Raw genomic sequence first — 25,773 nt, 5'->3', positions numbered from 1 at the left:
CGACTCGTTTTCGAAAAGCAGATTACACCTATCCGAGTCGTCGCGAGACCGACACGGTGGCTTACTGTCTCGCGCTCTCAGTCTCTCGTTCGTGTTCGTCGAGAACTTCGACGTAGCAGTCGGCAATCTCTTCGCAGACGTTCTCCCACGTCAGTTCGTTGGCGTACGCTTCGATGGCGTCGGCGTCCCATTCACGGTGCAGGGCGTCGAGGATGGCGTCGGCGAGTTCGTCGTGTGACTCGGGGCCTTCCACGAGGAGGCCGTAGTCGTCGCTCGTGACGACTTCTTCACTGCCACCGTTCTCGGTGGCGACCACCGGTGTCCCGCAGGCCATCGCCTCCAGTTGCACGACGCCGAAACTCTCGCTGTAACTCGGGAGGACGAACAGGTCGGCGGCGTTCATCCAGTCGTTCAGCGTCTCCGAGTCGACGTAGCCAAGGAGGTCGGTCTGGTGGTCGATGTCGAGTTCCTCGGCGAGTGATTCGAGTTCGTCGCGCATACCTCCCTGCCCGCCGATGACGAGCCGAGCGTCGGGTTCACCGTCGTGGACTGTCGTCATCGCGCGCATCAAGTGTTGGAAGCCTTTTCGTGGCTTCAACGTCCCGAGCGCGAACACAACGGGTCTTTCGGCGTCGATACCGAGTCGGTCCCGGGCCGCTGCGGTCGGGATTCGTTCGAACGTGTCGGTGTCGTACCCGTTGGGGATGTGGACGACGTCGTCGTTGTACGCTTCGAGTTTCGAGCGGTCGCGTCGGTTGACGCGGATGAGACGGTCGGCCGACGACCACGCTTCGTGCAGTCGCTCGTTGTCGGATTGGAGTTGGGTTTCGAACCAGTTTCGGTTCGCGTGGACGGTGAGCACGTAGGGGATGTCGAGTTCGTCTTTCAGTCGTGCACCGACGTATCCCGACGTCCACGACATGTGACAGTGAATCAGGTCGAACGAGACAGGGTGGGACTCCAGTTGTTGCTTTACCTTCCGGACGTGCTGTTGTCCGAGCAGATGCTCTCGCTGGATGTCGAGGGGAAGATAGAGAAGTGGTGTCTCGATGACGTGGACGTTCTCTGGAACGTCCGTTTGTGCGATTTTCGCGTCTTTTCCGAACCCTTCGCCACCGTCTATCGGGAGTCGCGAGGCGACGTCCGCGAACCAGTTGTACCTGACACAGACAGTGATGGAGTCGAAGTACTCCGCGAGGACGTCTACCTGCGACTTGACGAAGTGTTTGTATCCATGTGAAACGACGAGGAGGTCTTTGTCGGCCAGTCGGTCGTGGTCCATACGTTACCTCACAGTGCTCACTCCCGGCCCAAGATTATCGGGTGGGTAAGGGTGCCGTCGTCTCAGGCGGGTGGCATCTCGGTGTTGTCGACGACGAACCCTTCGGCCCCGTTGTCGATGTACCCACCGTAGAGCGTGGAGTCCATGACGACGACGTCGGTTCCGTCGGCGTACAGTTTGAGTGCCTGGCGACCGCTGTACGACCTCGCAGTGATTTCGTCGAACCGAGTCCGACTCCCCGAGTTGATGAAGGGGTGGTGAGTGGAGGTGTACGTACCACCGACGAACAGGTTGTCGTCTCCGATAACCTCGACACAGCGACGGAATTCGCCGCCGGGTTGATCGATTGTCAGATTTTCGAAGCGGCAGTTGGCGCGTTCGATGCGAATCGCTTCACGCTGGGCATATCCCGGCGCTGGCCCCGTGATCGTGACGTTTTTGACGAGAACAGTCGCGTCTTCGGGACTGTTCCGACCCTGGAGGTAGATGCCGAAGTTCGACCCGTAGATGTCGATCGTCGTGTCGAGTATCTCTACTCGCCCGGCGTCGTCCGTCACCTGGATGCCACGGCCACATCCGCCGTCGTCGTTGAGGACGATAGTACACCCCTGAATCGTCGCCGTTTCGACGTTGTCGAGGACCCGGATGGCGTTCTCCGCCGGGCCGGTCACCTCGACAGTCGTATTTTCGACGCGGAGGTTCGCACCGTCGTCGAGTCGAATCCCGCGTTGGCTGATTCCGGGCACTAACTCGTCGATGACGACCCTTGCACCGGAGATACTGCTTCCGTATCCCTTGAGGCGAAGCGAAGAGACGGTGCTGTTCTTGTAGAGCCCGCCTTCGACGTGGACGACGCCTTTCGCACCCGAGACGTAGAGACCGTTGTCGGGGAAGCGTCCGAGTTCGCAGTCGACGATACGGATGGTTCCTGCGCTGTTCGGGTCGATGAGCATCCCAGTCGGGCCGAGGGTGATGTCTCCGATGGTGTCTTCGGTGTAGGCCCCACCATCGGGCGCTTTAAATCGTTCGACGAGACCGGTTCCGTTTGCTGCGGTCACGCTGAAGAGCGCTGGGCCGAGTGTTCCGGTATCGTGCTCGCCATCGACCGTGATATCACGCACTTCGAGTCCGTCGGTGACGTAGGCCTCGATAGCGCGAATCCCTGTCTGTGGGGTGGTAAAATCGAACGTGAACCCCTCGAAGAGGAGGTCACGCCCCGGCGAGTAGATGACGCCGAGTCGGAAGAACCGTGCTGGGCCGTTGAACTCGCCAGCAGTGACGGAGTTGCGTTCGATTGCGTCGATTCGGCCGTGGGAGATGGTCGCTTCCGGGCCGTAGAACCCGAGATTCGTGAATCCGGTCTTCCTGAGTTGACGGTTCATCAGATAGCGCCCTGCCGGGAAGACGAGGAGGGTGTCGTCCCCGACGAGCTTCGTGAGTACGTCGTCGATTGGGGTCACTCCGTTCGGGTCTGCACCCGCCTCCACGACGTTCACGATGTTGGGGAACCGGTCGACGTAGGCCTGCGGGATATCAACTGGCATCGCTCCTGCCTTCGCGTTGTCGACGCTGGACAGCAGGATTCCACCGGCAGTGAGAGTTCCGATGGTACCGAGTAAGTACGAACGTCTGCTGACCCGTGGGGCAATCGATTCACGGGTCTGTGTGCTGTCGTCAGTGTTCGGTCGTGGACTTCGTTGTGTCATGAAGAAGGAGACGCACCACACTGACCAACGTGACTCTCTTCACATGTCCACCTATTATATACTCCGTGTGTGGGCCCCCCACATGCCACCCGAAGCGCGCTGGTTATTCGCCAGGGACCTGCGTGTCGTACGTATCGTCGTCGACCTGAATCTCGAGTGCTTCGTTGTCGTCGTGGTCGAAGACGGTCCCGAGGAGGAGGAAGGTGAGTCCGAAGAGGAGACCGATAGCCCAGCTTCCAAGTCCGGATGGACCGTCGCTGTCTCTCGTGAGACCTGTTGCGACGAGGCCCAAGACGGCGATACCCGAGACAGTCGTCCCGAGGAGGTAGAATGCTGCTAACGGGTGGAAGTCACGGAGCATGTACTTGTTTTTGACGCGCCAGAAGTAGTTCTGAAGCAACATCCCGGAGACGCGTGGGATGTACTCACCGTAGTCGATGTGACTCTTCCAGTCGTCGTCGTAGAGATACTCGGCAGAACACGCGACGTCCGCAACTCGGAGATTTTCGGTGTTGAGCTTGACGAGGAGGTCGTTACAGTAGCCGTAGTACTCGTACATATTCTCGATGTCGGCTTCTTTCAACGCCTCGTACGAGATGGCTGTGTAGCCGTTCTGTGGGTCCATCGTCTTCCAGTACCCACTCGAAACCTTCGTCAGATACGAGAGAATCGAGTTGCCGACGAGTCGGAAACTCGGCATGGCCGCCAGATCCTCGCGCTTCATGAACCGATTCCCTTTCGAATAGTCGGCGTCACCCTCTGCAATCGGGTCGAGATACTTCGCGAGTTCATTCGGGTCCATCTGGCCGTCGCCACCGAGAACGGCCGTGATGTCGACTTCGTCTTCGAGTGCCCGGAGGTATCCCGTCTTGAGAGCGCCGCCGACTCCCTTATTCGTCTCGTGCTGTATCGGGACGACGACCTCGTCGTAATCCGGCGAGTCGGGAGCGTGTGCAGCGTTGAACGATTCGGCGTGCGAAACGATTTCGTCCCACGTTCCGTCGGTTGACCCGTCGTCGATGACGTACGCCACGTCGACGAACGAAGGCAGTGTGTCGATGACCTCACCGACGTATCCCTCTTCGTTGTACGCTGGTACGACGACGGCGATTGAGTTGTCTTTGTACATTGTAGCGTGAGCGGTACCGCTGAGTGCGCACCTCAGGGTCGTTATTATGGGTATCGTAGTGGAGTGCTCCGAATTTCGGACTGGGACTTTGGCCATTCGAAACGATTGTACTGCAACCTTACCATCTACATAATAACCCATTCGGGGGACACGAATACAGTCGATGACCGTGGGACGTGGAACAGCGTCACGACCGATTTATCTGGAGATTCGCTTCGAGGACCCACAGTTAGTACTCTCGTCTTTCACCGCGACTCATTCGGCCCCTGTAGAACTGGAGTTCCAACCGACCGAAGGACTTGGGTGGGACTGTGCGTTCGTCGTTGTCGAGGGAAGCAATCCCGAGGCGCTGTTGGACGCGCTCAAGTCTGATCCGACGGTCACGGACGCGGCGTACCTCGGGTCGATTGGTGACGACAACCGGTACAGGGTTCACTTCGAGAGCGGGGTTCCGCTCGTTCCACCCTCGACGACCGAGATGGGTGTGCGTGTCATCTCCGTTCAGCACGAAGACGGTGCGTGGAACGTTCAGATGCACCTCCCTGCCCACTCGACGCTCCATCGGGTACAGTCACACTACCACGACCACGACATCACGTTTCGTGTGAAGCGACTCCACGTCGCCCGAGATACCGACGTCGGCGCGGAGACGATGCTCCTTCCGGGTCACCGTGAGGTACTGCTGGTCGCCTATCGGAACGGATACTTCAACGTTCCGCGGAAAATCTCTCAGGGAGAACTCGCGAAGAGACTGGGCATCTCGAAGTCGGGGGTTTCACAACGGATTCGCCGGGCTGTCGGACGACTCGTCAAGGCGACACTGTCTCCGTAATGGGGTTCGATTAGAGGAACCAGTTCCCGTCGTAGAAGACGTTCACGTCACCGGATTCCCAGACGCCGTTGTAGATTGCAGAGTCGGTGAGTTCGACGTCGTCCGACCCGTCGAGTATCTTCATTCCTTCGTACCCCTCTTTCGACTGCGAGGTGATGCCGTGGAACCGGGTTCCGTCGGCATCGTTGACGATTGGAATGTGTGTCGCGTCGTGGTCACTCCACAGGAACGTACATCCGTCACCGATTACCTTGATTCCACGGCGATAGCTCCCACCCGTCTGCTCGATGTCGAACCGGTCGAACGTACAGTTACCCCGCTCGGCCCGGACGGCGTGGCGGCCGTGTGACCCGTCGCCACTCCCGCTGACACTCGACTTCAGCACGTACACAGGGTCGGCGTCCGCACTGCTCGACCCCTCGATGTAGAGCGCTTGACCGGGGGTATTGAACTCGATATCGGTGCCGATGATGTCGACTTTCCCCGCGCCAGATGAGACTGACACCGCTCTGGTCGGAACGTCGCCGTTGACGACGATCCGGGAGTTCTGAATTCGCGCCCATTCGACTTCGTTTTGGACGCTGATTGCACGGCCGTTTGGTTTCTCCAGTCGAATCTCGGTGTTCTCTATCCAGTTGTATTTCCCGCCATCCAGTCGAATCGCACGCTGATTGACGTCGTCATCACGACTGTCGTCGATGATGACTGTCGCGTCGTGAATCGAACTGTAGTCTCCCGAGAGTCGAATATTCGAGATGTTACTGTTCTTGAAGAGCCCGCCTTCGACGACGACCCGACCCCCATCTGTGGAACAGTAGAGACCGTTGTCGGGCCACGGTCCGACCTCGCAGTTGCGAACCCAGAGTTTCCCATCGTGGAACGGTGAGACGATGATTCCCGTCGGCCCCACCGAGATATCACCCGGTGTGTTCTCGGAGAACTCCCCACCGTCGGGGACCCGAACGTTCTCTATCGCGCCGATTCCTGAGGAGTCAGTGATGTCGAAGAGGAACGGGCCGTACTTTCCGCTGTCGTGTCGGCCGACGACTCCGAGGTCCTGAACGAGGAGGTCGTCTCTCACCTGTGCTTGAATCACGCGAAGTCCCGTGTTGTCCTCCGTGAAGTCGAAGTCGAGTCCCTCGACTCTGAGGTCTTCGCCCGGTTGGTCGGCGGTCCCCAGTTTGAACAACCACTTTCCGTCGTAATCCGCGGCAGGGACGATTGTCGCGTCGTCGGCGCTCAGTTCGAACCCATGGAAATCGACGTGCCGAAAGACGTCGTCCATCAGATACTCGCCCGGTGGGAAATACAGCGTCGTCCCGTCATCTATCGGAATATCGTCCAATACTGGATTGATAGAATCGTTGCCAGTCGGGTCTGCCCCCGCTTCGGTTACGTCGTACCAGTCCCGGTCTGCCGATGCTGCCCCCGCGACGGAAAGCGTCGCGAGCGTTCCTCCCACTCCCTTCAGTACTTGCCGACGTGATACCATCCTGTTGTCTCCGTCAACGCTCGTTTCGCGCATTGGGAGAGAGTCCCCGTTTCTGTCTAATGAGCTTTTTTGGAGATTTTCGTATTATTGATTTGAAAATACACAACCGTTAATCGAATAAATTATCGTTTCAGAAAAATAGTATGAATGTTCGAAGTTTTCAGTTGACACGTTCGTCGTCGGGAACTCAACGGTCAGCGCCGACGACGCGGCGTGCCCATCGGATTCCCGGTGTCCCGTCGAGTGCCCACAGTACCGTCACTGACGAGAGGACTGCGACGTATCCCACGACGAGGACGACGTTCTCGGGGTTCGAAATCTTGACGACGAACTCACCGAGATACTTCGTGGTCCGTTCGACGAACCCCAGGTTGGTTTCGTACGGGTCGTAGGTGACCAGTGGCCAGAGGAGTCGCCCGGGAGTGGGGCCGTTGGCACGGAGTGCGAGAGCGTCACCGACGAGATGTGACGCGTAGGCGACGAAGAGCGCACTCCCGAGTCGCGCTCTGTCGCGTGTCCACGCAAGGCCCGCGACGAGTGTCACTATCGGTGCGCCGACGAGCAAGGAATGTGCCGGACCGTACCCTGTCGCGGTGAGGCCGAGCGTCCACGAGAGAGTCTTGTCGAGTAGGTCCGGTGCCTGGGTCGCCAGCACGACCGTCAGCGCTTCTCCGTCACCGATCGGACGATGCCAGACGAGACGATTCAGCACCGAGTACCAGACGTAGCCGAAGAGCAAGTGCTCCCACGGCAGCATCAGGTGCCAGGCCCTCCAGACGATATCTGTACTGATTGTGTACCATCTCCGCCGACGGAGACGACTAACTGGACCGTTCTGTACGCGTTCGAGCGGTCGGGGTCGTCGGGAACCGCGCCTTTGTAGACGTGGAAGACGAGTCTGAGTGAGTCTCCCGACATCGTCGGCGTCACGTCGCGCTGAATGTACGCCGTCTCGTTGTCTTCGACGGTCTGTTCGGTCCGCCAGAGTTCGCGTTCCTCGACGACTGTCGACCCGTTTGCTGTCCTGTCCAACCGCTGGAGCTCGGTGACGACCGTGTAGGACGCCGTCTCGTGTTCGTGGTTCTCGACTGCCAGCGTCACCGGTGTCGGCTCACCCTGTGTGAGTTGTTGCGGATATCCGCTGGCTTCGTACCCGGACCCGTTTTCGGTCACGAGATAGACTTCGGTGAAATCCGACTCCGGTGAGTGGGTCTCTACCATCGCGAAGCCGACACTGCTGAGGAACGCGACGACGCTCACCACCAGGAGGAGGTTGACGAGAACCGACACCGAGGCCCCCTGAGAGTCGCGGGAGAGAGGCGAGTTGAGCGTCCCCGCGGCAGTTGCCGCGCTCCCGAAGATGACCGCGAGCGGTGGGAATCCTTCGCGTGCCTCTCCCGGGAGCAACGCGCGTCGAACGACGGCGATACCAGTCAAGACCATGGTCACCCCGAACGCACCGAGGCCGACGACTTCCGCAGCGAAGCCCATTCCGAGGAAGTTCGTCACCAGTCCGATGGCACCGGTAATCGCGAGGCTCGCCGTGGCTGCGAGAATTATCCTGACGGAGTAGAAGAGCCCTGCTGTGTGTGGTGTCGGACTCGTCACTGTCTGTTCTCTTCCCATCCTGTCTGACTCGACGTCTGACCGTCGCTCCGGGAAGATTGCTGCTAACAGTGCGTACCCGGGGTACAGGACGATAAGCGGGACGACGAGCAGACTACGAACGACAGACCCGGGAACGTCGAGGAGAATCACCGCGAGCGCGGCGACTGCCCCTACGACGACCAGGAGTAAGTCGAGTGTCCAGTGGCGATGAGACGCGTTCATCGCTCGCGGGTTGAAGGTCCGTGCTCAAAAACACGCACGACCGTTTACACTCGAAAATGGGCGAAAATCGGTATTACGGGCCGGGTAAGGTGCGTTTCTGAATCCCGGTACGACCGGTTCAGCGGTCGATATTTCGATATCTCCACGAATTCTGTGGCCAGTCTCTCTCGCCGCCCGACCTATAGACTCCCAAATCGACCACGGTCGAACGGCGTCGTTGGCTTATCTGGCCGATAATAATGGCCGTCTCGTGTGACCTGTTTTTCGAATCGTGGACCGCGATGGTCCGCGGAGTGAGCAACCATGCGCACCAAGACCAAACTCGCCGCGATACTCGTCGCACTGTTCGTACTCGTCACGAAGCTTCGCTCGGGCGGAAAAACGCCGTCTTCGGACGAGAACGAGACGTCTTCCCAGCCGACGTCAGCATGAATAACTACGTTACAGGGACACGGTGTGAGATCGACGACGACGTTACTATCGGCTACCCCGCTGGTGACGACCCTCGACAGACGGTCATCGGTGACGACGCCAGAATCCGCTCGGGAACTGTCATCTACAGCGACGTGGACATCGGTGATTCGTTCGTCACCGGCCACGACGCGCTCGTTCGAGAGGCAACCCGAATCGGTGACGACGTCGTCGTCGGGACCAAGACCGTCGTCGACGGAACGTCGGTCATCGGCTCCAACGTGAGTCTCCAGAGTCGCGTCTACGTCCCCACGAACACGCACATCGGAGACAACGTCTTCGTCGGCCCCGGTGCCGTCTTGACGAACGACCCGTATCCGGTCCGACAGGACGTCGAGATGGCCGGTCCAACCCTCGAAGACGGCGCGTCAGTCGGTGGGAACGCCACAATCCTCCCCGACGTGACCGTTGGCGAGGATGCATTCGTCGCCGCCGGTGCCATCGTCACCGAAGACGTCCCGCCCAAGACGCTCGCTGTCGGAACGCCTGCCGAACATCGCCCCCTTCCACCGAAACTTCAGGCAGAGAACTCGCTATGAACTCCCAAGCACCCCGCTCGAACCTCTACGGTTCGACACAGTCAGATGCAGAACAGATTGCCGCACTCACAAGCGGCGAGATCCGGGTCGGTGTCTACGGACTCGGCAAGATGGGCCTTCCCCTCGCTGCCGTCTACGCCGAGACCACCGGCAACGTGACCGGTGCAGACATCGACACGGGTGTCGTCCGTGAAATCAACGCTGGACGAAGCCACATCGTCGGTGAACCCGGCCTCGACGAACTCGTCGAAACACTCGTCGAGGACGGCGCACTCGTTGCGAATACCGAACCCCGCGAAGTCGCCGCCGAAGCGGGTATCCACGTGGTCATCGTCCCGACGCTCGTCGACGAAGACGGTCGCCCGGACCTCTCGGTCATCGAAGCGGTGACGGAGGACATCGGACGGGGGCTCGACGAAGGTGACCTCGTCATCTTCGAGTCGACGCTGCCGCCCCGTTCCTGTCGCGACGTCCTCTTGCCGAAACTCGAAGCGGAGAGCGGTCTCTCACTCGGGGAGTTCGGACTCGCGTTCTGCCCCGAACGAACCTCGTCGGGACGCGCGCTCGAAGACATTCGCGGTGCCTATCCGAAAGTCGTCGGCGGTGCCGACGCAGAGAGTACGCGTGCCGCCGCGCTCGTCTACGACCAGATATCCTCGAACGAGGTTATCACTGTCTCCGACACGACGACTGCAGAGGCCGTGAAAGTGTTCGAGGGCGTCTACCGCGACGTCAACATCGCCCTCGCGAACGAACTCGCCACCCACGCCGACGAGTTCGAAATCGACGTGACCGAAGCAATCGACGTGGCCAACACCCAGCCGTTCTGTGAGATACACACACCGGGTGCTGGCGTCGGCGGTCACTGCATCCCGTACTACCCACAGTTCCTCATCGAGGAGTTCGAGTCAGATTCTCCGCTGATGCAGACCGCTCGGGCCGTGAACGACGGGATGCCGCACGTCACCGCCCAGTCTGCACTCGACGAACTTGCGGCACAGGGTGTCGACCCCGATGACGCCACCATCCTCGTCCTCGGACTGACCTACCGTGCGGGTGTCAAAGAGATTCGGAAGACACCGGCCCTCCCCGTCATCGAGCATCTGGACGAGGCGGGTGTCGACGTGTTCGCGACCGACCCCATACTCGACGACACAAGTGTCTTCGAGGAGGCGGGTGCGACCATCGTCCGTGGCGTGACTGGCGACGACCTCTCTGTCGATGCCGTCGTCCTCGTGACTGCGCACGAATCGTTCGAACACATCGACATCTCCGAACTCGGTGTCGACGCTCGCCCGGTCGTCTTCGTCGACGGTCGGCAAGCTGCGACGGAGTATCGTGACGACGAGAACGTCATCTACGAGGGAATCGGACTCCATGACTGAGACAGTCTGTGTCGTCGGTCTGGGCTACGTCGGCCTGCCGTTGGCTATCGAGTTCGACAGCGCCGGGAAGTCGGTCATCGGCTACGACGTCGACCCGGACAAGGTGGCCGCGCTCTCGAACGGAACCGACCCGACCGGTGACGTGACTGACGAGGGTGTCTCGGCGTCCGACGTGTTGTTCACGACGGACCCGATGTACATCGAAGACGCCGACTTCGTCATCGTGACGGTTCCGACGCCGGTCGACAGTATGGAGAATCCAGACCTCCAGTTCGTCGAGTCGGCGGCCGAGACGATCGGCGAGCACGTCTCACCGGGAACGACTGTCGTCCTCGAATCGACGGTCTACCCCGGTGCGACGGAGTCCATCCTCGTGCCCGCTCTGGAAGCTGCGTCCGGATTCGCCGTCGGCGACGACATCTTCGTGGGCTACTCGCCCGAACGCGCGTCGCCCGGTGACACCGGACGCGGCGTCCGCGACGTGGTCAAAGTCGTCGGTGCGAACACCGACGAGGTTCGAGAGCGACTCGCAGACCTCTACGGAAGCATCGTCGACGCAGGAATTCACCGCGCCCCAGACATCGAGACGGCGGAGGCGTCGAAAGTCATCGAGAACGTCCAGCGCGACATGAACATCGCGCTGGTCAACGAACTGGCCATCGCGTGCGACCACATGGGTCTGACGACGAAGGACGTTCTCGAAGCGGCGGGGACGAAGTGGAACTTCCACGACGGGTACGCGCCGGGATTCGTCGGTGGACACTGCATCCCCGTCGACCCATTCTATCTCACCTACCGCTCGAAACGTGAGGGCTTCTCTCCGAAACTCGTGCTTCAGGCCCGCGAAATCAACGAATACGTCCCCGTTCACGCCGCGCGAAAGACGGTCAAGACCATCAACGAATCGGGACGTGTCCTCCAGGACACGCGCTTGCTGGTCCTCGGACTGGCGTACAAACCCGGTGTCGGTGACATCCGGAGTTCGGAAGTCGGAACGATGATAGAGAAACTCGAAGAGTTCGATATCGACTGCGTTGGGTACGACCCCCACGCAGACCCCGAGGACTCACGGGAGGTGTTCGACATCGACGTCGTCGAGGAGGCCGACTTTACGGACTACGACGGTGTCGTCGTCGCCACGGCCCACGAGGAGTTCGCTTCGTACGACCTCTCCGAGATGTCTTCAGCACTCGGTTCCGACCCGGTTCTGGTCGACGTGGCGGACGTGTTCGACACGCACGAGGCAACTGAACACGGGTTCCAGTACGCGCAGTTGTGAGACCGTGACCATGGACATCCTCATCACGATTCAACACCCCGCACACGTCCACTTCTTCAAACACGCGATCGACGAGTTCGAAGACCGTGGCCACGAGGTTCACGTGCGCGCCCTCGACAAGGACGTCGCACTGTCGCTGCTCGATACCTACGACATCGAGTACGAAGTCGTCGGGTCTCGTGGTGGGTCACTCGCCAGTGTCGCGGTGTCCACGCTCGCAATCGAGTACCGTCTCTACCGCGAGGCGAGAGAGATCGACCCCGACGTCGTCACCGCAATCGGTGGCTTCGAAGCCGCCCACGTCGCCCAACTCGTCGGCGCGAAGTGTGTCGTCTTCACCGACACGGAACACGCCACGCTGTCGAACGCGCTGACGTTTCCGTTCGCCGACGAGGTTGCGACGCCCGATTGCTATCGAGACGACGCAGGACCCGACCAGTTCAGATACCCGAGTTACCACGAACTCGCGTATCTTCACCCCGACCGCTTCGACCCGGACCCGTCTGCTCTCGACGGCTTACCGGTCGATGCCGACGACACCTACGCCGTCCTTCGGTTGGTCAGCTGGGGTGCCGCCCACGATGTCGGTGACGAAGGGTTGGACGATTTAGCCGAGTTGGTCGAGCGTCTGGAAGACGCCGGTGCGACGGTTCTCGTGTCGGCCGAAGACGACGCACTGCCACCGAGTCTCGACGGGTACGGTATCGAACTCGACCCGCACCTCATCCACCACGTTCTCGCGTTCGCCGACCTCTTCGTCGGCGAGAGCGGGACGATGGCCTCCGAGAGCGCCGTCCTCGGGACACCGTCTGTGTACGTTCACAGCGCCACCCCCGGGTTGATGCGTGACCTCGCTTCGTTCGACCTCCTGTTCGGTTTTCACGGTGACCAACGGAACGAACGCGCCGCGAATCGAGCAGTCGACATCCTCCAGTCGGCGGACGACGACTGGGCCGAACGTCGCCAGTCGCTGCTCGAACACAAAACTGACGCGACGGACGTTATCGTCCGGCGGGTCATCGCCGCGGCCGACCCCTAGGCGCTTTCTGTCTCTCAGTCGGAGGCCACAGACAGACTCTGTCGTGGTCGCCGTGTGTCAGTGTCGTGTTGAATAGCGCGGTATCGCTTCGTTCGATACTGTTCTGTCTCTCTCACTGTGTACACGCATGCTGGTTTCTCAGTCTCCGGCACACCATCCTGTTCACGTCTCTCTCGATTTCAGAACATCTGCCTCACTATTGTGCCGAATTTCGGCGTCTCAACCCGTTTATCTGCTTTATAATAAGGTCCCTGTGGACCACGTACTCTCTCGATGACACTGCTGGAGACGGTTCGACCTTCAAACCGCGACGGGGACGTAACCGTGATGGTGACTGGTGTCGGTACCCCCGGTGCTTCCTGTATCATCCGGTCCCTCCGACAGACCGATGCGTTCGACGCTCGCATCGTCGGTGTCGACGATGACCCGAATGCACACGGGTTTAGCCTCGTCGACGCTGCAGATTCCGTTCCCCCAAGTGACAGCGACCGTTTCATCCACGAGGTGAAAGCGGTTGCCCGACGCGAGGGTGTCGACGTGATTTTCCCCCTCCTGACTGAGGAAATTCAGTCGCTCTCGGTAGCGAAACAGTCCTTCGAGGACGACGGCATTCGAGTGATGGTTTCGAATCCGCGTGCGTTGTCGCTTACGACCGACAACGGGCGACTCTACGACGAACTCGTCAAACAGGGACATCCCGTCACTCCGGAGTTCTACGTGGCATCGACCCGAGACGAGTTCGTAGAGGCGGTTCGGGCACTCGGCTATCCCGAATCTCGGGTCTGTTTCAAACGACCGGTCGGTTCCGAGATGCGCGGGCTCCGCGTCCTCGACCCGGAATTCGACCGCTTTTCGGCACTGATGGAGCGAAAACCCGGTAACACGACCACACTCGAAGACGTCCTTCCCGTACTGGAAGAGACGACCGAGTTTCCGGACCTCCTCGTCATGGAGTACCTTCCCGGAGAAGAGTACAGTGTGGACGCACTCGCTCGGGAGGACGGCGACCCAATCCTCGTCTCCCGGTCTTTCACAGACACGCACGACGGTCGTTCGTCCACGAGCATGGTAGAGAAAGAACCGGCACTCATCAAATCCGCTCGTGAACTCTGTGAGATATTCGACCTGGAGTACAACCTCAACTTCCAGTTCAAGTACGGGTCAGACTGGACACCGAAACTCATCGAGGTGAACCCGCACGTCTCCCGTTCGGTCGCTGCGTGTGTCGGTGCTGGGGCGAATATGCCTGCACTCGGCGTCCAGTACGCACTCGGCCGTGACCTCCCCGACGTGGACATCGAATGGGGTGTCCACATGACGCGATGCTGGCAAGAAGTGCTCTACACTCCGGGTAAGGAACCCACGAGCTTCTCACGATGTTGCTGAGTCGCCAGTGAACCACCGCAGTGACTACACAACTTTCGACATATGAATCCGATAGCATCCGTTTACGGTCGCTTCCGACGAATAGAGCTCGACGTACTCACCGCAATCGTCGGTCTGATACTCGCGATTGGACTGTTACCGCTTCGACTGTTGTCGTCGCAGATCTTCATCGTGACGCTCCCCCCGATTCTCGGGGTTGGCTGTCTGCTGTATCTCGCGGCGGCGCGCGGAACGGGAACGACAGACGGTCTCCCGTCGTTGTCACCGACATCGACCAGACTCCTGTCTGTCGGTGTCTTCTTCGGGCTCGCTGCGATGGTCGTCTCCGCGGCGGTCCAGGGCGAACGGTCCCTCCTCTTCATGGATATCGGCGGTGTCGTCGGTGTCCTCCTCCTCGGCCAGATACTCCTCTCTCCGAACAGTGAGTTACGGCCCGGAGTGTTCCTTACACAGGTCGTGGTTTACTCGTTCGTGGTGCGATTCGCCGCGCTCTACACGACGCCGGGATACATCGGAATCGACGTCTGGTCACACACAACCTTCGTCCAGCAGATACTGGACGCGAACTCGTTGTCGGCTATCAACGACATCAAGTACTACGCCTCGCCGCTGTTCCATCTCCTCACGGCGGCGTCGACGAATCTGCTGAACCTGTCGCTTCGAAACGGACTGTATCTCTCGCTCGGTGTCGTGATGCCGCTGGTGCCGTTGTTCGTCTATGGGACGGCGCGACTGCTCGTTCCGCTTCGCTGGTCGCTCGTCGCAGCGACGCTCTACGCGATGGGTGACCAGGTCATCCGATGGGGACTCCACCTCATCCCGACCAGTATGGGGCTTTTGTTCTTCCTCGCGTGTCTGTACAGTCTCGTCCGAATCACCCACGCGAGCGAACGGTGGCGCGACTTCGGCTTGCTCGTCCTGTTCAGCACGGCGGTCATCCTCACCCACCAGGTGTCGTCGTTCATCATGCTGGTGTTACTCTTCTCGGGATTCGTCGCGCAGGTCCTCCTCCACTTCGATTTCTTCACCGAGGAACCGGACCCGCTGTCGTTCAGTGGCGGCGGGTCGAATCCGGTGAACCTCGCTGGACTCGTGGCGTTCAACGTCGGCCTCATCGTGTTCACGTGGTCGCTGACGCCGTACAAGGGCGACACGTTCCTCGAGACGGTACTCAACTACCTCTACATCAACCTGTTCAACGCCGGGTTCCTGAGCGGTGTCAGCGGGAGCGGCGGTTCCGCCGGTGCGTCCGGGGCGACGGGTTCCGCTGGACAGACGCTCCTCTCACAGCTGTCCACGTACGTCACTGAAGCGGGGTTCCTCCTGCTCATCTTCGCTGGCATCATCGGCTGTTTGACCGTCCTCAAACGGTCGCGCGCGACGCAGACGACGTACACCTTCGTCGGTGCCATCCTCGTGATGCTGTTCATCGTCCTCGGCCTCCCACTGTTCGGCATCGAGAGCTTCGTCCCCGGTCGCTGGATAGGATTCCTCTACGCGCTCCTCGCTCTCGTCGGTGTCATCGGGTTCCGTAACCTGTCGAACAGGACTACGTTCAAAGTCGTCGGCGTCGTCTTGCTCCTGTTCACGCTTGTCTATCCGAACGTCATGATAATGTCGAACGACGGTGCGATGGACAGTCCGGTGTTCTCGGACCAACACGAGCGACTCTCGTACACCGAACAGGAACTCGCCGCCGTCGAGACGTTCGGGGCCGCCCGCCCCGCCGGTGAAGGCGGCGAACTCTACACCGACCTTCCGTACGGGACGGTGTGGGAACGGACTGATGCCTATCCGGCCGAACCGTTACCCGCGGAAGACGGGCGGACGGTGCCCCAGGGCATCAACGCGTATCGGGCGTACCAGTCCGAAAGCGCGTCGTACTTCGAGAACAGTCAGACGCAGACGGTCAGTAATCTCGACCCGTCGAAGACTGAGGTCTGTCCACCGACGACCAACTACGTCTACTCGAACGGCCAGGTGACTATCTGTACGCTTCCGGGTGTCTGACTGACGCTACTCTCGCGGCTGCTTTTTCATCGAGTACGAAGAACAGCGAAACCGACGGTCGATTAGTCGTCAGACCGTGTATTCTCGTCAGACCGTCCGTTTTCGTCTGACTGACCGGGACCGGTCGCGTCGTTGGAACCGGTCTCCAACTCGTCACCTGAGGTCGACTCGCCGGTTGCTGCCCGTTCGAACTGCCGCCGGGTCGCTTCGGGTTGGACTGTCGGCGCAGTCACCTCGCCATCGAAGACGACGCGCGGAACGGTGGTGATTCGCATCTCGGTCGCCGCCTCAGCGGACTGACGAACGCTCTGCGCGTAGCTCCGTGAACGGAGCGCCTGTTGGACCTGTTCGACTCCCTCGACGTCCGCCCGCTCTGCGAACCGAGTGAGGTTCTCGGCCGTCGCCCACTCGAATCGCTCTTGCGGTTGGTTGGCGAAGACGTGGGCGAAGTACGTCCAGAAGGCATCCGGGTCGATGTCCCAGACTGCGAGTCCCGCTTCTGCTGCCCTCGGTGCGTCCGCCCCGAGATACGGGTCTCCGTTCATGTACGCGACGTTCCGGTACTCGATGGACACGTCTCCTGTCACGACGAAGTCGTCGACCAGTCTACCGAGTTGCTGTCTGACGAACGCCTGTGTGTACGGGCACTTCCAGTTCCCGAAGATGGTGAGCGTCGTGTCTGCAGTCCCGAGCGTCGGGTACCGCGGATCCGGCGACGCGTCCGGGACCGGTTGGGACGGAAGGTCGAACTTCGGTTCCGATATCGTTTTCGGGCGATTTTCGACGGACTCCTGTGTCTCCGATTCGGTCGTCGTCGCGTTCGACGCCGTCGTTGTCGTCGTCTGTGTTTCGGGGGCGTCGGTTCGCGTCGCCGTTTGCTCTGCCCCTGAGTTCGCCTGCTCGACGACGCTCGCGCAACCGCTGAGTGCTGAGACGATACTGACTCCTGAGAGCGCAAGCAGTTGTCGTCTGCTCACTGGTCGATCAACCATACGAAACATCCGGAGTGTGAGGGCCATTATTATCGGCCATGTAAGCACCCCGATAGCTGGCTCTCACTTCCGAATCCGTGCATCCTTCGGGGTGGGAACGTGTGGTCGGCCAATCCGATTTTCGAGGTACCTAACGGGGATGTAACTTCGTCTGGGCGCAGCCTCGTTCCTTAGCGCGTCTATAGTAATGGGCCTTTCATCGAATGGGTTTTGCAGGGACAGTCTCCGGAACTCGGTCCCCAGTAAACCATGACACGCATTCGACACTCGACGCAAGCGAACCCGAACGTATCGCACGCGACGGATACCAGTTCACCCTCCCCTCGCGCAGAGGTGTTCTGATATGTGCGGCATCATCGCGCATATCGGTGAGGACAGCGCCCTTAGCCCCCTCATCACTGGACTGGAGAAGCTCGAATATCGCGGGTACGACTCCGCTGGCGTCGCCGTGAAGAACGGGTCGGGTCTCGACGTGTGGAAGTGTTCCGGACGGGTGTCCGACCTCAAGAACTCTATCGACGACGTCGAGACCAAAGCGAACCTCGGTATCGGACACACGCGATGGAGTACGCATGGTCCGCCGACCGACACGAACGCCCACCCCCACACCGACGTGTCAGAACGTGTTGCAGTCGTCCACAACGGTATCGTCGAAAACTACGAGCGGATAAAGGAGATACTGATCGGCGAGGGGTACGAGTTCACGAGCGACACCGACACGGAAGTCATCCCGAACCTCGTCTCGTACTACCTCGATCGAGGGAACGAACCGGTCGCCGCCTTCCAGCACACTATCGAAGACCTCGAAGGGAGTTACGCCATCGCGGCCGTCATCGATGGGAACGACTCCATCTACGCCGCTCGGCAGGGCTCGCCGCTCGTCCTCGGCGTCGGTGACGACGAGTACTACCTCGCGAGCGACGTGCCGGCGTTCCTCGACCATACGGACGAAGTCGTCTACCTCGAAGACGGTGACATGGTCGAAGTCATGACCGACGGTGTCACCATCGTCGACGAGAACGACCAGCTCGTCCAGCGAGAGATCGAACAGGTCGACTGGCAACCTGACGAGACGGGCAAGGGCCAGTACGACCACTTCATGATCAAGGAGATTCACACCCAACCGACGTCGCTCCAGAAGACTATCGAGGGGCGTCTCGACCCCGACGAAGGGACGACAGACCTCGACGTCGATATGGACCTCTCGGACATCGACTCGGTCCACCTCGTCGGCTGTGGAACCTCGTACCACGCGGCCCTGTTCGGTGCGAGTCTGTTGAACCGGTGTGACGTCTCGGCGCGTGCGATTCGTGCCAGTGAGTACGACCTCAACACTGGAACGCCGTCGGAGAACGCCCTCTTCATCGCGGTCACCCAGAGCGGTGAGACGGCCGACACACTCGGCGCGCTTCGTCGGGCAAACGATGCTGGTGTCGACACCATCGCTGTGACGAACGTCGTCCAATCGACTGCTGCACGTGAAGCAGACGAACCACTGTACATCCGTGCTGGACCCGAAATCGGTGTCGCGGCGACGAAGACGTTCTCGTCACAGGCCGTGATGCTCACGTTGCTCGGACAGCACATCTCCAGTGTCAACGCGGACGCGTCTCGCGTGGACAACCTCGACCAACTCGTCTCGGACTTACAGGAGCTCCCCGACGCCGTCGAACAGACGCTCCAGACCAGCGACGCCGCACGACTGGCCAAGAAGTACCTCGACAACGATTCGTACTTCTTCATCGGCCGCGGCCTCGGGTGTTCGGTCGCGAAGGAGGGCGCACTCAAGTTCAAAGAGATTACGTACGAACACGCCGAGGGGTTCGCCTCTGGCGAACTCAAGCACGGACCGCTCGCGCTCGTCACCGAGGAGACGCCGGTGTTCGCAATCTGCGCTGACGACTGCGAGAAGACGGTGACGAACGCCAAGGAAGCACAGACGCGAGGTGCGCCCATCGTCGCCGTCTCACCGCCGAGTCACGCGATTGCAGACACGGCCGACGAACATCTCTACGTCCCCGAGATGCATCCTGTCTGTTCGAATCTCCTCGCGAACGTCCAGTTACAGTTGTTGTCGTACCACTGTGCGACCGAGTTGGACCGCGCAATCGACAAACCGCGTAACCTCGCGAAGAGCGTGACTGTCGAATGAAAACGAGACTCATCTGTACCTTCGAACAATGAACAAAGAACTGTTTGGTGTCATCGAAGACGACGGCGCGTTCGACGCGTTGGCCTCCCGGTCGAGCTTCGACTGGGTGGCCGACACCGAGCGTTCGACGGTCGCAATCCGCGACCCAGCACTCGGGTTCTCGGGCCGGTCGGATACCTACCGCGACGAACGCGGACACTGTATCCTCTGGGGAGAGATTCTCGCACCGGATTCCGTCTCGAAATCCCCCGCCGAATACACACTCGACCGATACGAGGAAGTCGGGAACGAAGCGTTCTCCGAACTCAACGGTTCGTATCTCGCCTTCGTCGAATTCGACGGTGAGGCCATCGTCGCGACCGACCCCGCTCGAACGTGGCAGTGTTTCTACGCAGACCTGCCCGAAGGGCGCGTCTTCGGGACGAATCCGAAGCGCGTCGTCTCCGCCGTCCCAGACACGGAAGTCGACACGCGTGGGTTGCTCGAATACGTTCACATGGGTGTGGTCGTTGACGACCGGACGGTGTTTAACCGAGTCAAGACGGTTCCCTTCGACGGCTACATCACGGCCGACGACACCGGGACACTCTCCAGATTCGTCTACGACCACGCCGACCCCGACGAGTTCGACTACGTCGACGAACTCGCAGACCGTCTCGAACGCGCCATCGCCCGTCGGACGATCTACCCCGGGAAACACGGACTCCTCTTGAGTGGTGGATACGACTCTCGCGCAATCGTCGCTCAACACCCCGGAATAGACGTGTGTTTCACACTCGGGACGACGGACCACCCCGAGGTGGAAACCGCGCGGAATATCGCAACACAGTACGGTGCCGACCACCAGACGCTCGTCCCCGGTGACGACTACCTCAACGTCGAAGCGGACGTCATCGAGTACTCGATGGGGACACGTGAGTCGGTTCACGTCCACCACGCTGGGTGCGACGACGACATGAACGTCGACACGATATTCCACGGACTGTTCTTCGATACATTCTTCCGTGGGCACTTTCTGCCGCGGAACGTCGTCGACATCTTCGGGAACAAGTTTCCGCTTCAGGGGCTCGACCCGGACCCGAACCCACCAGAGGTGCTGTCGTCGAAGTTCGGGTACCACCCGGCGTGCGACCACGTGTTCCCCGAGTGCTACGACCAGTTCGATACGAGCATGGATTTCATCGACGACGTGGTCTCCGAGCAACTCGACAAGTGGTCGGACCGCTACGACAACGTCTACGACAGCATCGCGCTGTTCGGTATTCAGAACCAACCGACGCTCCCGTTCCACTTCGAGTTGTCCGACAACTACATCGAATCGTTCGTCGCGGCAGACGCCGAACTCATCGACTGGCACCTGAAGACACCGCCAGAGAAGCGGAACACGACGGTGATGAAGCAGGCGCTGCGGCAACTCAATCCCGACATCTTCCGGCACCGGCCTCCCGACCGACCGCACCACACGTTCCGGAGGAACCAGATCGAGAAATATCTGCGGCGCAAACTCCCCATCGTCGAACCGTTCAGTCAGCCGTGGCCCGACATGGAGGCACAGTACGCGGAGAGCGAACTCGACCACAAGCTCTTCCCCGGATATCCGAGTATCCACGACCTTCCGGTCAGGGTCAAACTCCGAATCAACGACATCACGACGTGGATGAACACAACCGTCGACGACAACCTTCTCACGCCGAACGACGTGTTGTGCCCACCGGCACGCCTCCTCACCGACCTCTAATCTGCTGGCTGATTTCGGGCGTCGCGACCGTGTCGTGATTCGGTTCTGGTGTTTTCACACTGCGTTTCGCGTAGCGTCTCGTCTCCAGTTCGGCGTTTCGAAAATATCAGCGTGTCCGACGACTCGGTTGGTATCCAATCGTATTCGTCCGTCAGTCACTCGTTCGAAGGTTGCTCAAAAGCCGATATCTCAGGTTTGGAAACCGACGCTCAGCGGTCTTTCGTCACTGTCTCTCCGGGGACGGTCCGTGCGTTCTCGGACAGTTTCACCCCTGCGTTGAGAGCGGTGTTGATACCCGTCTTCACGTCGTCGCCGACGACGACACCGAACTTCCGGCGACCGGTCGAGACACGCTCTCCTTTCACCGTCACGGTGACGTCGTCACCGTCGTGTCGGAGGTTGGCGACGTTGGTCCCTGCACCGAAGTTGACGTTTCGGCCGACGACGCTGTCACCGATGTACGAGAGGTGACCGACGCTCGTGTTCGCGAGCAGGACGCTGTTTTTCACCTCGACTGCGTGCCCGACATCGACGTCTCGACCGACGAACGTTCGGCCACGGATGTAGGCGTTCGGCCCGATAGACGCACCCGACGCGATGTACGCAGGCCCTTCGACGACGCTCCCACCACGAACCGTCGCACCCTCCTCGACGACGACGTCGCCTTGGATCGTCGCGTTCTCGCTCACGTCGCCGTCGATACGGCGGTCGAACGCACCGAGTTTCCACTCGTTGGCTTCGAGGAGCTCCCACGGGCGACCGACGTCCATCCAGCGGTCGAGCGTGACCGGCGAGACGTTGAACTCGGAGATGACTTTGTCGAGAACGTCCGTGAGTTCGCGTTCGCCACGTTCGCTCAGTGGAACGTCGAGCATGTCGCGCGCCGCTTCGGGGAGGACGTACGCACCGGCGTTCACGAGGTCGTTTTGTGGTGCGTCGGGCTTCTCCGTAATCTCAGACACCGCACCGTCTTCGACGTTCAGCACGCCGTAGTTCGACGGGTTCGGGACGCGAACCGAGGCGATGCTCGGAGCCACGTCGAACAATCGAGAGATTCCCTCGGGGTCGTAGAGGTTGTCGCCGTAGAGCACCGCGAACGGTCCATCGATATGGTCTTTCGAGGCACGGACGGCGTCGGCAGTGCCCTGTTGTTCGTCCTGGACGACGTATGAGACGGGCGTGTCGCGGTAGGACGTACCGAAGTAGCCTCGGACCTGCTGTTCGCCGTATCCGACGACGAACACGAGTTCGTCGACACCGGCGTCGACCGCTGCTTCAGCCGTGTGTGCTGCGATTGGCTTCCCGGCGACGGGGAGCATCGGCTTGGGGACGCCGTTCGACAGCGGTTGCATTCGCGTGCCTTTCCCTGCTGCGAGTACGATAGCCTGCATAGCCTCGACTACTCGAACGACGGGCGTTATTATACGCAAAGTAAGCGGGTGCCGAAAACGGAACAACGAGATGGGAGAGTTTAGGACTGCCGTAGGTGGGTTCTCACCCGAGCAGGAGGTGGTGCTGCCAGAGCAAGTCGCGCACGGCCGCGAGTTCCCACGTCACCGTGTCTTCTAAGTGCGTGTCTTTTCGAGTCGTCTCGACGATGTATCCGGGGAGCCGGAGGTCACCGTACACTTTGTGGACGAGGAGCGGTCTCGACCCACCGAGAGAGTTGCCGACGTCGAAGTCGTAGTACGACGGATACTCCGAGAGGCCGATGTACTGCTCGTTGACGAGCGAGCACGCGATTACAGCGTTCTCCGGGGTCGCGTAGGTGGGGAAGATTGCCTGTCCGACCTTTCCGTCGTACTTGTAGATGCCGCTCGAACTGTGCAGGTCGACGACCACGTCCGGGTCGTGTGAGACGAGCTCGTCCCAGATTGCGCGTGCGAGTTGACTGGTCGGTTCCTCTCCGGTTGGGAAGTCCCGGTTCAGGTCACCGTCTCCGGTGTGGCGCGCGCCTGCCTCGATGGCAGGCAGGTTCGCGTACGGAAGCACGACGAGTTTACCGCCGGTCGGTCGGAGCGTCGTCAGGTGTTTCGCCGTGGTGTATCCTTCGGGTTCTTCACCGTGCATCCCGCCGACGACGAACGCAGTGGGTCCAGGCTCTCCCGAGTCGATGACGTACACAGGGGTTTCGTACTTCGTCCCCGGGAGCAGCGAGTGCGTCCGAACCTGTCCGGTGTTGACTCTGTCGACGCGAGTCTGGGTCCACCCGAGGATGTCGGAGTAGTTTCCGTGCTTGTGGTCACGGAGGAGTCGGACTCGTGGCACGTCCTGGATGCCGTATCGGACTGCCTCTTCGGTCGCAGACCGAACGAGTGCGTCGTACCGGTCGGCGTAGGCGCGGTTGGCGATTTTCGTGATGTTCCGAACGCCGGCGAGGTCCATGTACGCCTCGAGTCGAGAGTGGGTGTACGTCTTCGTCGTGAAGTTCCAGAACATGAACTCGAAGAACGTCCAGAAGTTCTCCGGTTCGATTTCCCACACGCCGTGGGCGGCGCGAGCAGCACGCGCTTCGCCCTCGTCGTCGCCGACGAGGTAGTCGTCGAGAGCGTCGGGTCGGTACGAGAGGAACCGCAGTTCGACGTTGAGTTGGCCGGTGAGGACGTACTCGCGGACGATATCTTCGAGGTTGTGCTGGACGAAGTACTGCGACTCGGCCGAGAGGAAGTTGACGTAGACGACGAGGGTGGGGTTGGAATCGTCCGTTCCCATCGTCGGGTAGAGGCGGTCGCGGAGGTAGGGTGCAGTCCCGACTACACCGGGGCTAAACCCTGCGGTGGCGGTTTGCACGCCGACCGTACCGAGCAGCGCGAGTCCACCTGTGGCAGTCAGGAAATTTCGACGAGTGAGTTGAGGTATCATCGATGTACAGGACGCACCAACCTGGCGAGTAATTCTGTCTTCATATGGGCAGTCTTCAAATACTGTTGTCAATAGTCAACATCCGTCATGGGTCGTCCCGCAGATAGGGGAATTTCTGCCAATGTCTGCAAAAAGTCGATGTGCGTCAGAAATAGCCGAGGTGTCGAGGTAGCCTTCTACTGGTCCGAGAGGTGCCTCGTCATGCAGTCACTGTGGTCGTGACTTCCTCGACGAGTGCCATCGCCTCGTCGAACAACTGGTCGACGTCCGATTCGGTACGCGCCTCTGCGGTGACGCGAACGAGTGGTTGCGTCCCACTGGCCCGGACGAGGAACCATCCGTCGTCGGTTGCGATACGGACTCCATCGCGGTGGTCGATGTCGTCGTACTCGTCGCGGACTCGTTTCTCGACCTGCTCGAGGACACGCGTCTTGTCGTCCGTCTCGACGTTCTCCCGACGAAGTGGATAGGTGTCGATTTCGTCGACGAGGTCGGATAACGGCCCACGGCTCGTGACGAGTTCGACCAGCTTACACGCTGCGAGCGGTCCGTCGGGACAGGGTGTCTCGTCGCCCCATATCCACGCACCCGAGGGTTCACCGCCGAAGACGACGCCCGCTTCGGCACATTTCTCTGCGACGAAGACGTCGCCGACACGAGTTCGAACGACGTCGGCGCCGACGGTCGCGACAGCATCGTCGACGGCGAGACTCGTGTTCACCGGCACCGCAATCCGATCTCCCGTTGACGCAGCGTCGCGTCCGAACAACGCGAGGAGGATGTCTCCATCGACGAAGTTCCCGTCACCGTCGACTGCCATCATCCGATCGGCGTCACCGTCGTGGGCGATTCCGAGGTCCGCGTCCGTTTGCGCAACGTACGTCTGAAGCCCCCGGCACGTCTCTTCTGTCGGTTCGGATGGCCGACCGGGGAACCGTCCGTCTCGTTGGCCGTTGAGCGTCGTGACCGTACACCCGAGGTCGGTGAGGACTTCCGCCGTGACTTCCCCTGTCCCGTTCCCGACGTCTACCACGACAGTGCAGGAGTCTGGCAGGTCGACAGATGCCCGAAGCGCGGACCGATGTCGGTCGTCGACGTCCCGGTGCCGCTCACCCCCGACAGCGTCCCACGATGCGAGTTCGTAGTCGTCTTCTCGAACGCGGCGGGCGATTGCTTCGCGTCTATCCGCCCCGAACGCTCGTCCCGACTCAGTCCACAGTTTCACGCCGTTGTCGGTCGGTGGGTTGTGAGAGGCGGTCACCACGGCGCTCGCGTCGGCGTCGAACCACTCCGAAGCGCGTGCGATGGTCGGTGTCGGATGCTCTCCGACACGGATGACGTCGGCACCACACTCCTGAAGCCCCGCCGTGAGCGCGTGTTCTAACATCGTACCACTCTCTCGTGCATCGTACCCGACGACGACACGGTCGTATCCTTCGCTGCCGAGTGCGCGTCCAATCGAGAGTGCGAGACTCGCAGTTACGTCGCTTCCGACTGTCCCGCGAATACCACTGGTTCCGAACATAGTCCAGCCCAGGAACTCCCGGACCCTTACTATGCGATTGGTAACGGAAGGAAAAGTGGTGTCCCAGTCACAGTCGTGACCAGGACCTGGGTTTTTCCAGCGACCCCAGAGTTCAGGCCGTCAC

General features: G+C 60.4%; 20 protein-coding genes. 10 read left to right on the top strand and 10 right to left on the bottom strand.

The window, feature by feature from the left end; translation table 11 throughout:
- Positions 1-61: 61 nt before the first annotated feature.
- From ACK3SC_RS18305 to ACK3SC_RS18295, 3 genes are all read right to left on the bottom strand, one after another.
- Positions 62-1,282: a glycosyltransferase gene (locus ACK3SC_RS18305; RefSeq protein WP_416841688.1), complete on the bottom strand. Its 1,221-nt coding sequence runs from the start codon at positions 1,280-1,282 to the stop codon at positions 62-64.
- 62 nt (positions 1,283-1,344) lie between these two features.
- Positions 1,345-2,988, bottom strand: a complete 1,644-nt coding sequence (locus ACK3SC_RS18300) for a right-handed parallel beta-helix repeat-containing protein (protein ID WP_416841687.1) — start codon at positions 2,986-2,988, stop codon at positions 1,345-1,347.
- A gap of 103 nt (positions 2,989-3,091) precedes the next feature.
- A complete protein-coding gene (locus ACK3SC_RS18295; RefSeq protein ID WP_416841686.1) occupies positions 3,092-4,117 on the bottom strand; it encodes a glycosyltransferase family 2 protein in 1,026 nt (341 codons plus the stop codon).
- 163 nt (positions 4,118-4,280) lie between these two features.
- Here ACK3SC_RS18295 and ACK3SC_RS18290 point away from each other — a divergent pair, with 163 nt between their 5' ends.
- Positions 4,281-4,949 (top strand): helix-turn-helix domain-containing protein, encoded by a 669-nt coding sequence (locus ACK3SC_RS18290; RefSeq protein ID WP_416841685.1) that lies wholly within the window; start codon positions 4,281-4,283, stop codon positions 4,947-4,949.
- Between the two features lie 10 nt (positions 4,950-4,959).
- On the opposite strand, the gene ACK3SC_RS18285 is transcribed toward ACK3SC_RS18290, so the two are convergent.
- From ACK3SC_RS18285 to ACK3SC_RS18275, 3 genes are all read right to left on the bottom strand, one after another.
- On the bottom strand, positions 4,960-6,474 hold the full coding sequence (locus ACK3SC_RS18285) for a hypothetical protein (RefSeq protein ID WP_416841684.1): 1,515 nt from the start codon (positions 6,472-6,474) through the stop codon (positions 4,960-4,962).
- A 154-nt stretch (positions 6,475-6,628) separates the two neighbouring features.
- Positions 6,629-7,198: a metal-dependent hydrolase gene (locus ACK3SC_RS18280; RefSeq protein WP_416841683.1), complete on the bottom strand. Its 570-nt coding sequence runs from the start codon at positions 7,196-7,198 to the stop codon at positions 6,629-6,631.
- Complete coding sequence (locus ACK3SC_RS18275) at positions 7,198-8,271, bottom strand: DUF1616 domain-containing protein (RefSeq protein WP_416841682.1); 1,074 nt, start codon at positions 8,269-8,271, stop codon at positions 7,198-7,200. The genes ACK3SC_RS18280 and ACK3SC_RS18275 overlap by 1 nt, the downstream gene beginning before the upstream one ends.
- Positions 8,272-8,574: 303 nt before the next feature.
- On the opposite strand from ACK3SC_RS18275, the gene ACK3SC_RS18270 reads away from it, so the two are divergent.
- The 7 genes from ACK3SC_RS18270 to ACK3SC_RS18240 all read left to right on the top strand — a co-directional run bounded on the left by ACK3SC_RS18270 (position 8,575) and on the right by ACK3SC_RS18240 (position 16,380).
- A complete protein-coding gene (locus tag ACK3SC_RS18270; RefSeq protein ID WP_416841681.1) occupies positions 8,575-8,703 on the top strand; it encodes a hypothetical protein in 129 nt (42 codons plus the stop codon).
- Positions 8,700-9,281, top strand: coding sequence for an acyltransferase (locus ACK3SC_RS18265; protein ID WP_416841680.1), 582 nt, complete (start codon positions 8,700-8,702; stop codon positions 9,279-9,281). The genes ACK3SC_RS18270 and ACK3SC_RS18265 overlap by 4 nt, the downstream gene beginning before the upstream one ends.
- Positions 9,278-10,666 (top strand): nucleotide sugar dehydrogenase, encoded by a 1,389-nt coding sequence (locus tag ACK3SC_RS18260; RefSeq protein WP_416841679.1) that lies wholly within the window; start codon positions 9,278-9,280, stop codon positions 10,664-10,666. The genes ACK3SC_RS18265 and ACK3SC_RS18260 overlap by 4 nt, the downstream gene beginning before the upstream one ends.
- Entirely contained in the window at positions 10,659-11,945 is a 1,287-nt protein-coding gene (locus tag ACK3SC_RS18255) for a nucleotide sugar dehydrogenase (RefSeq protein WP_416841678.1), read from the top strand. The genes ACK3SC_RS18260 and ACK3SC_RS18255 overlap by 8 nt, the downstream gene beginning before the upstream one ends.
- 10 nt (positions 11,946-11,955) lie before the next feature.
- Complete coding sequence (locus tag ACK3SC_RS18250; protein WP_416841677.1) at positions 11,956-12,984, top strand: DUF354 domain-containing protein; 1,029 nt, start codon at positions 11,956-11,958, stop codon at positions 12,982-12,984.
- A gap of 273 nt (positions 12,985-13,257) precedes the next feature.
- Positions 13,258-14,370 (top strand): ATP-grasp domain-containing protein, encoded by a 1,113-nt coding sequence (locus ACK3SC_RS18245; protein WP_416841676.1) that lies wholly within the window; start codon positions 13,258-13,260, stop codon positions 14,368-14,370.
- A gap of 42 nt (positions 14,371-14,412) precedes the next feature.
- Positions 14,413-16,380, top strand: a complete 1,968-nt coding sequence (locus tag ACK3SC_RS18240; protein WP_416841675.1) for a hypothetical protein — start codon at positions 14,413-14,415, stop codon at positions 16,378-16,380.
- Between the two features lie 62 nt (positions 16,381-16,442).
- Here ACK3SC_RS18240 and ACK3SC_RS18235 read toward each other — a convergent pair whose 3' ends face one another.
- A complete protein-coding gene (locus tag ACK3SC_RS18235; RefSeq protein ID WP_416841674.1) occupies positions 16,443-17,372 on the bottom strand; it encodes a DsbA family protein in 930 nt (309 codons plus the stop codon).
- A 343-nt stretch (positions 17,373-17,715) separates the two neighbouring features.
- Between ACK3SC_RS18235 and glmS the strand changes: the two genes are divergently transcribed.
- Both glmS and ACK3SC_RS18225 read left to right on the top strand, forming a co-directional pair.
- Positions 17,716-19,524, top strand: a complete 1,809-nt coding sequence (gene glmS, locus ACK3SC_RS18230; RefSeq protein ID WP_416841673.1) for a glutamine--fructose-6-phosphate transaminase (isomerizing) — start codon at positions 17,716-17,718, stop codon at positions 19,522-19,524.
- A 28-nt stretch (positions 19,525-19,552) separates the two neighbouring features.
- On the top strand, positions 19,553-21,262 hold the full coding sequence (locus ACK3SC_RS18225; protein WP_416841672.1) for an asparagine synthase-related protein: 1,710 nt from the start codon (positions 19,553-19,555) through the stop codon (positions 21,260-21,262).
- Positions 21,263-21,471: 209 nt separating this feature from the next.
- Here the strand turns inward: ACK3SC_RS18225 and glmU are convergent, their stop codons facing one another.
- The 3 genes from glmU to glmM form a co-directional block, all read right to left on the bottom strand.
- The gene (glmU, locus tag ACK3SC_RS18220; protein ID WP_416841671.1) at positions 21,472-22,653 is read right to left on the bottom strand and encodes a bifunctional sugar-1-phosphate nucleotidylyltransferase/acetyltransferase; all 1,182 of its coding nucleotides are present in this window, start codon (positions 22,651-22,653) and stop codon (positions 21,472-21,474) included.
- Between the two features lie 103 nt (positions 22,654-22,756).
- Complete coding sequence (locus tag ACK3SC_RS18215) at positions 22,757-24,124, bottom strand: succinylglutamate desuccinylase/aspartoacylase family protein (protein WP_416841670.1); 1,368 nt, start codon at positions 24,122-24,124, stop codon at positions 22,757-22,759.
- A gap of 199 nt (positions 24,125-24,323) precedes the next feature.
- The gene (gene glmM / locus ACK3SC_RS18210; RefSeq protein WP_416841669.1) at positions 24,324-25,649 is read right to left on the bottom strand and encodes a phosphoglucosamine mutase; all 1,326 of its coding nucleotides are present in this window, start codon (positions 25,647-25,649) and stop codon (positions 24,324-24,326) included.
- Positions 25,650-25,773: the final 124 nt, after the last annotated feature.

The organism is Haloferax sp. DFSO52 (assembly GCF_048158745.1).
GTDB lineage: Archaea > Halobacteriota > Halobacteria > Halobacteriales > Haloferacaceae > Haloferax.
The sequence above is the reverse complement of the archived record's forward strand: the minus strand, read 5'-3'. Positions and strand labels throughout refer to the sequence as shown.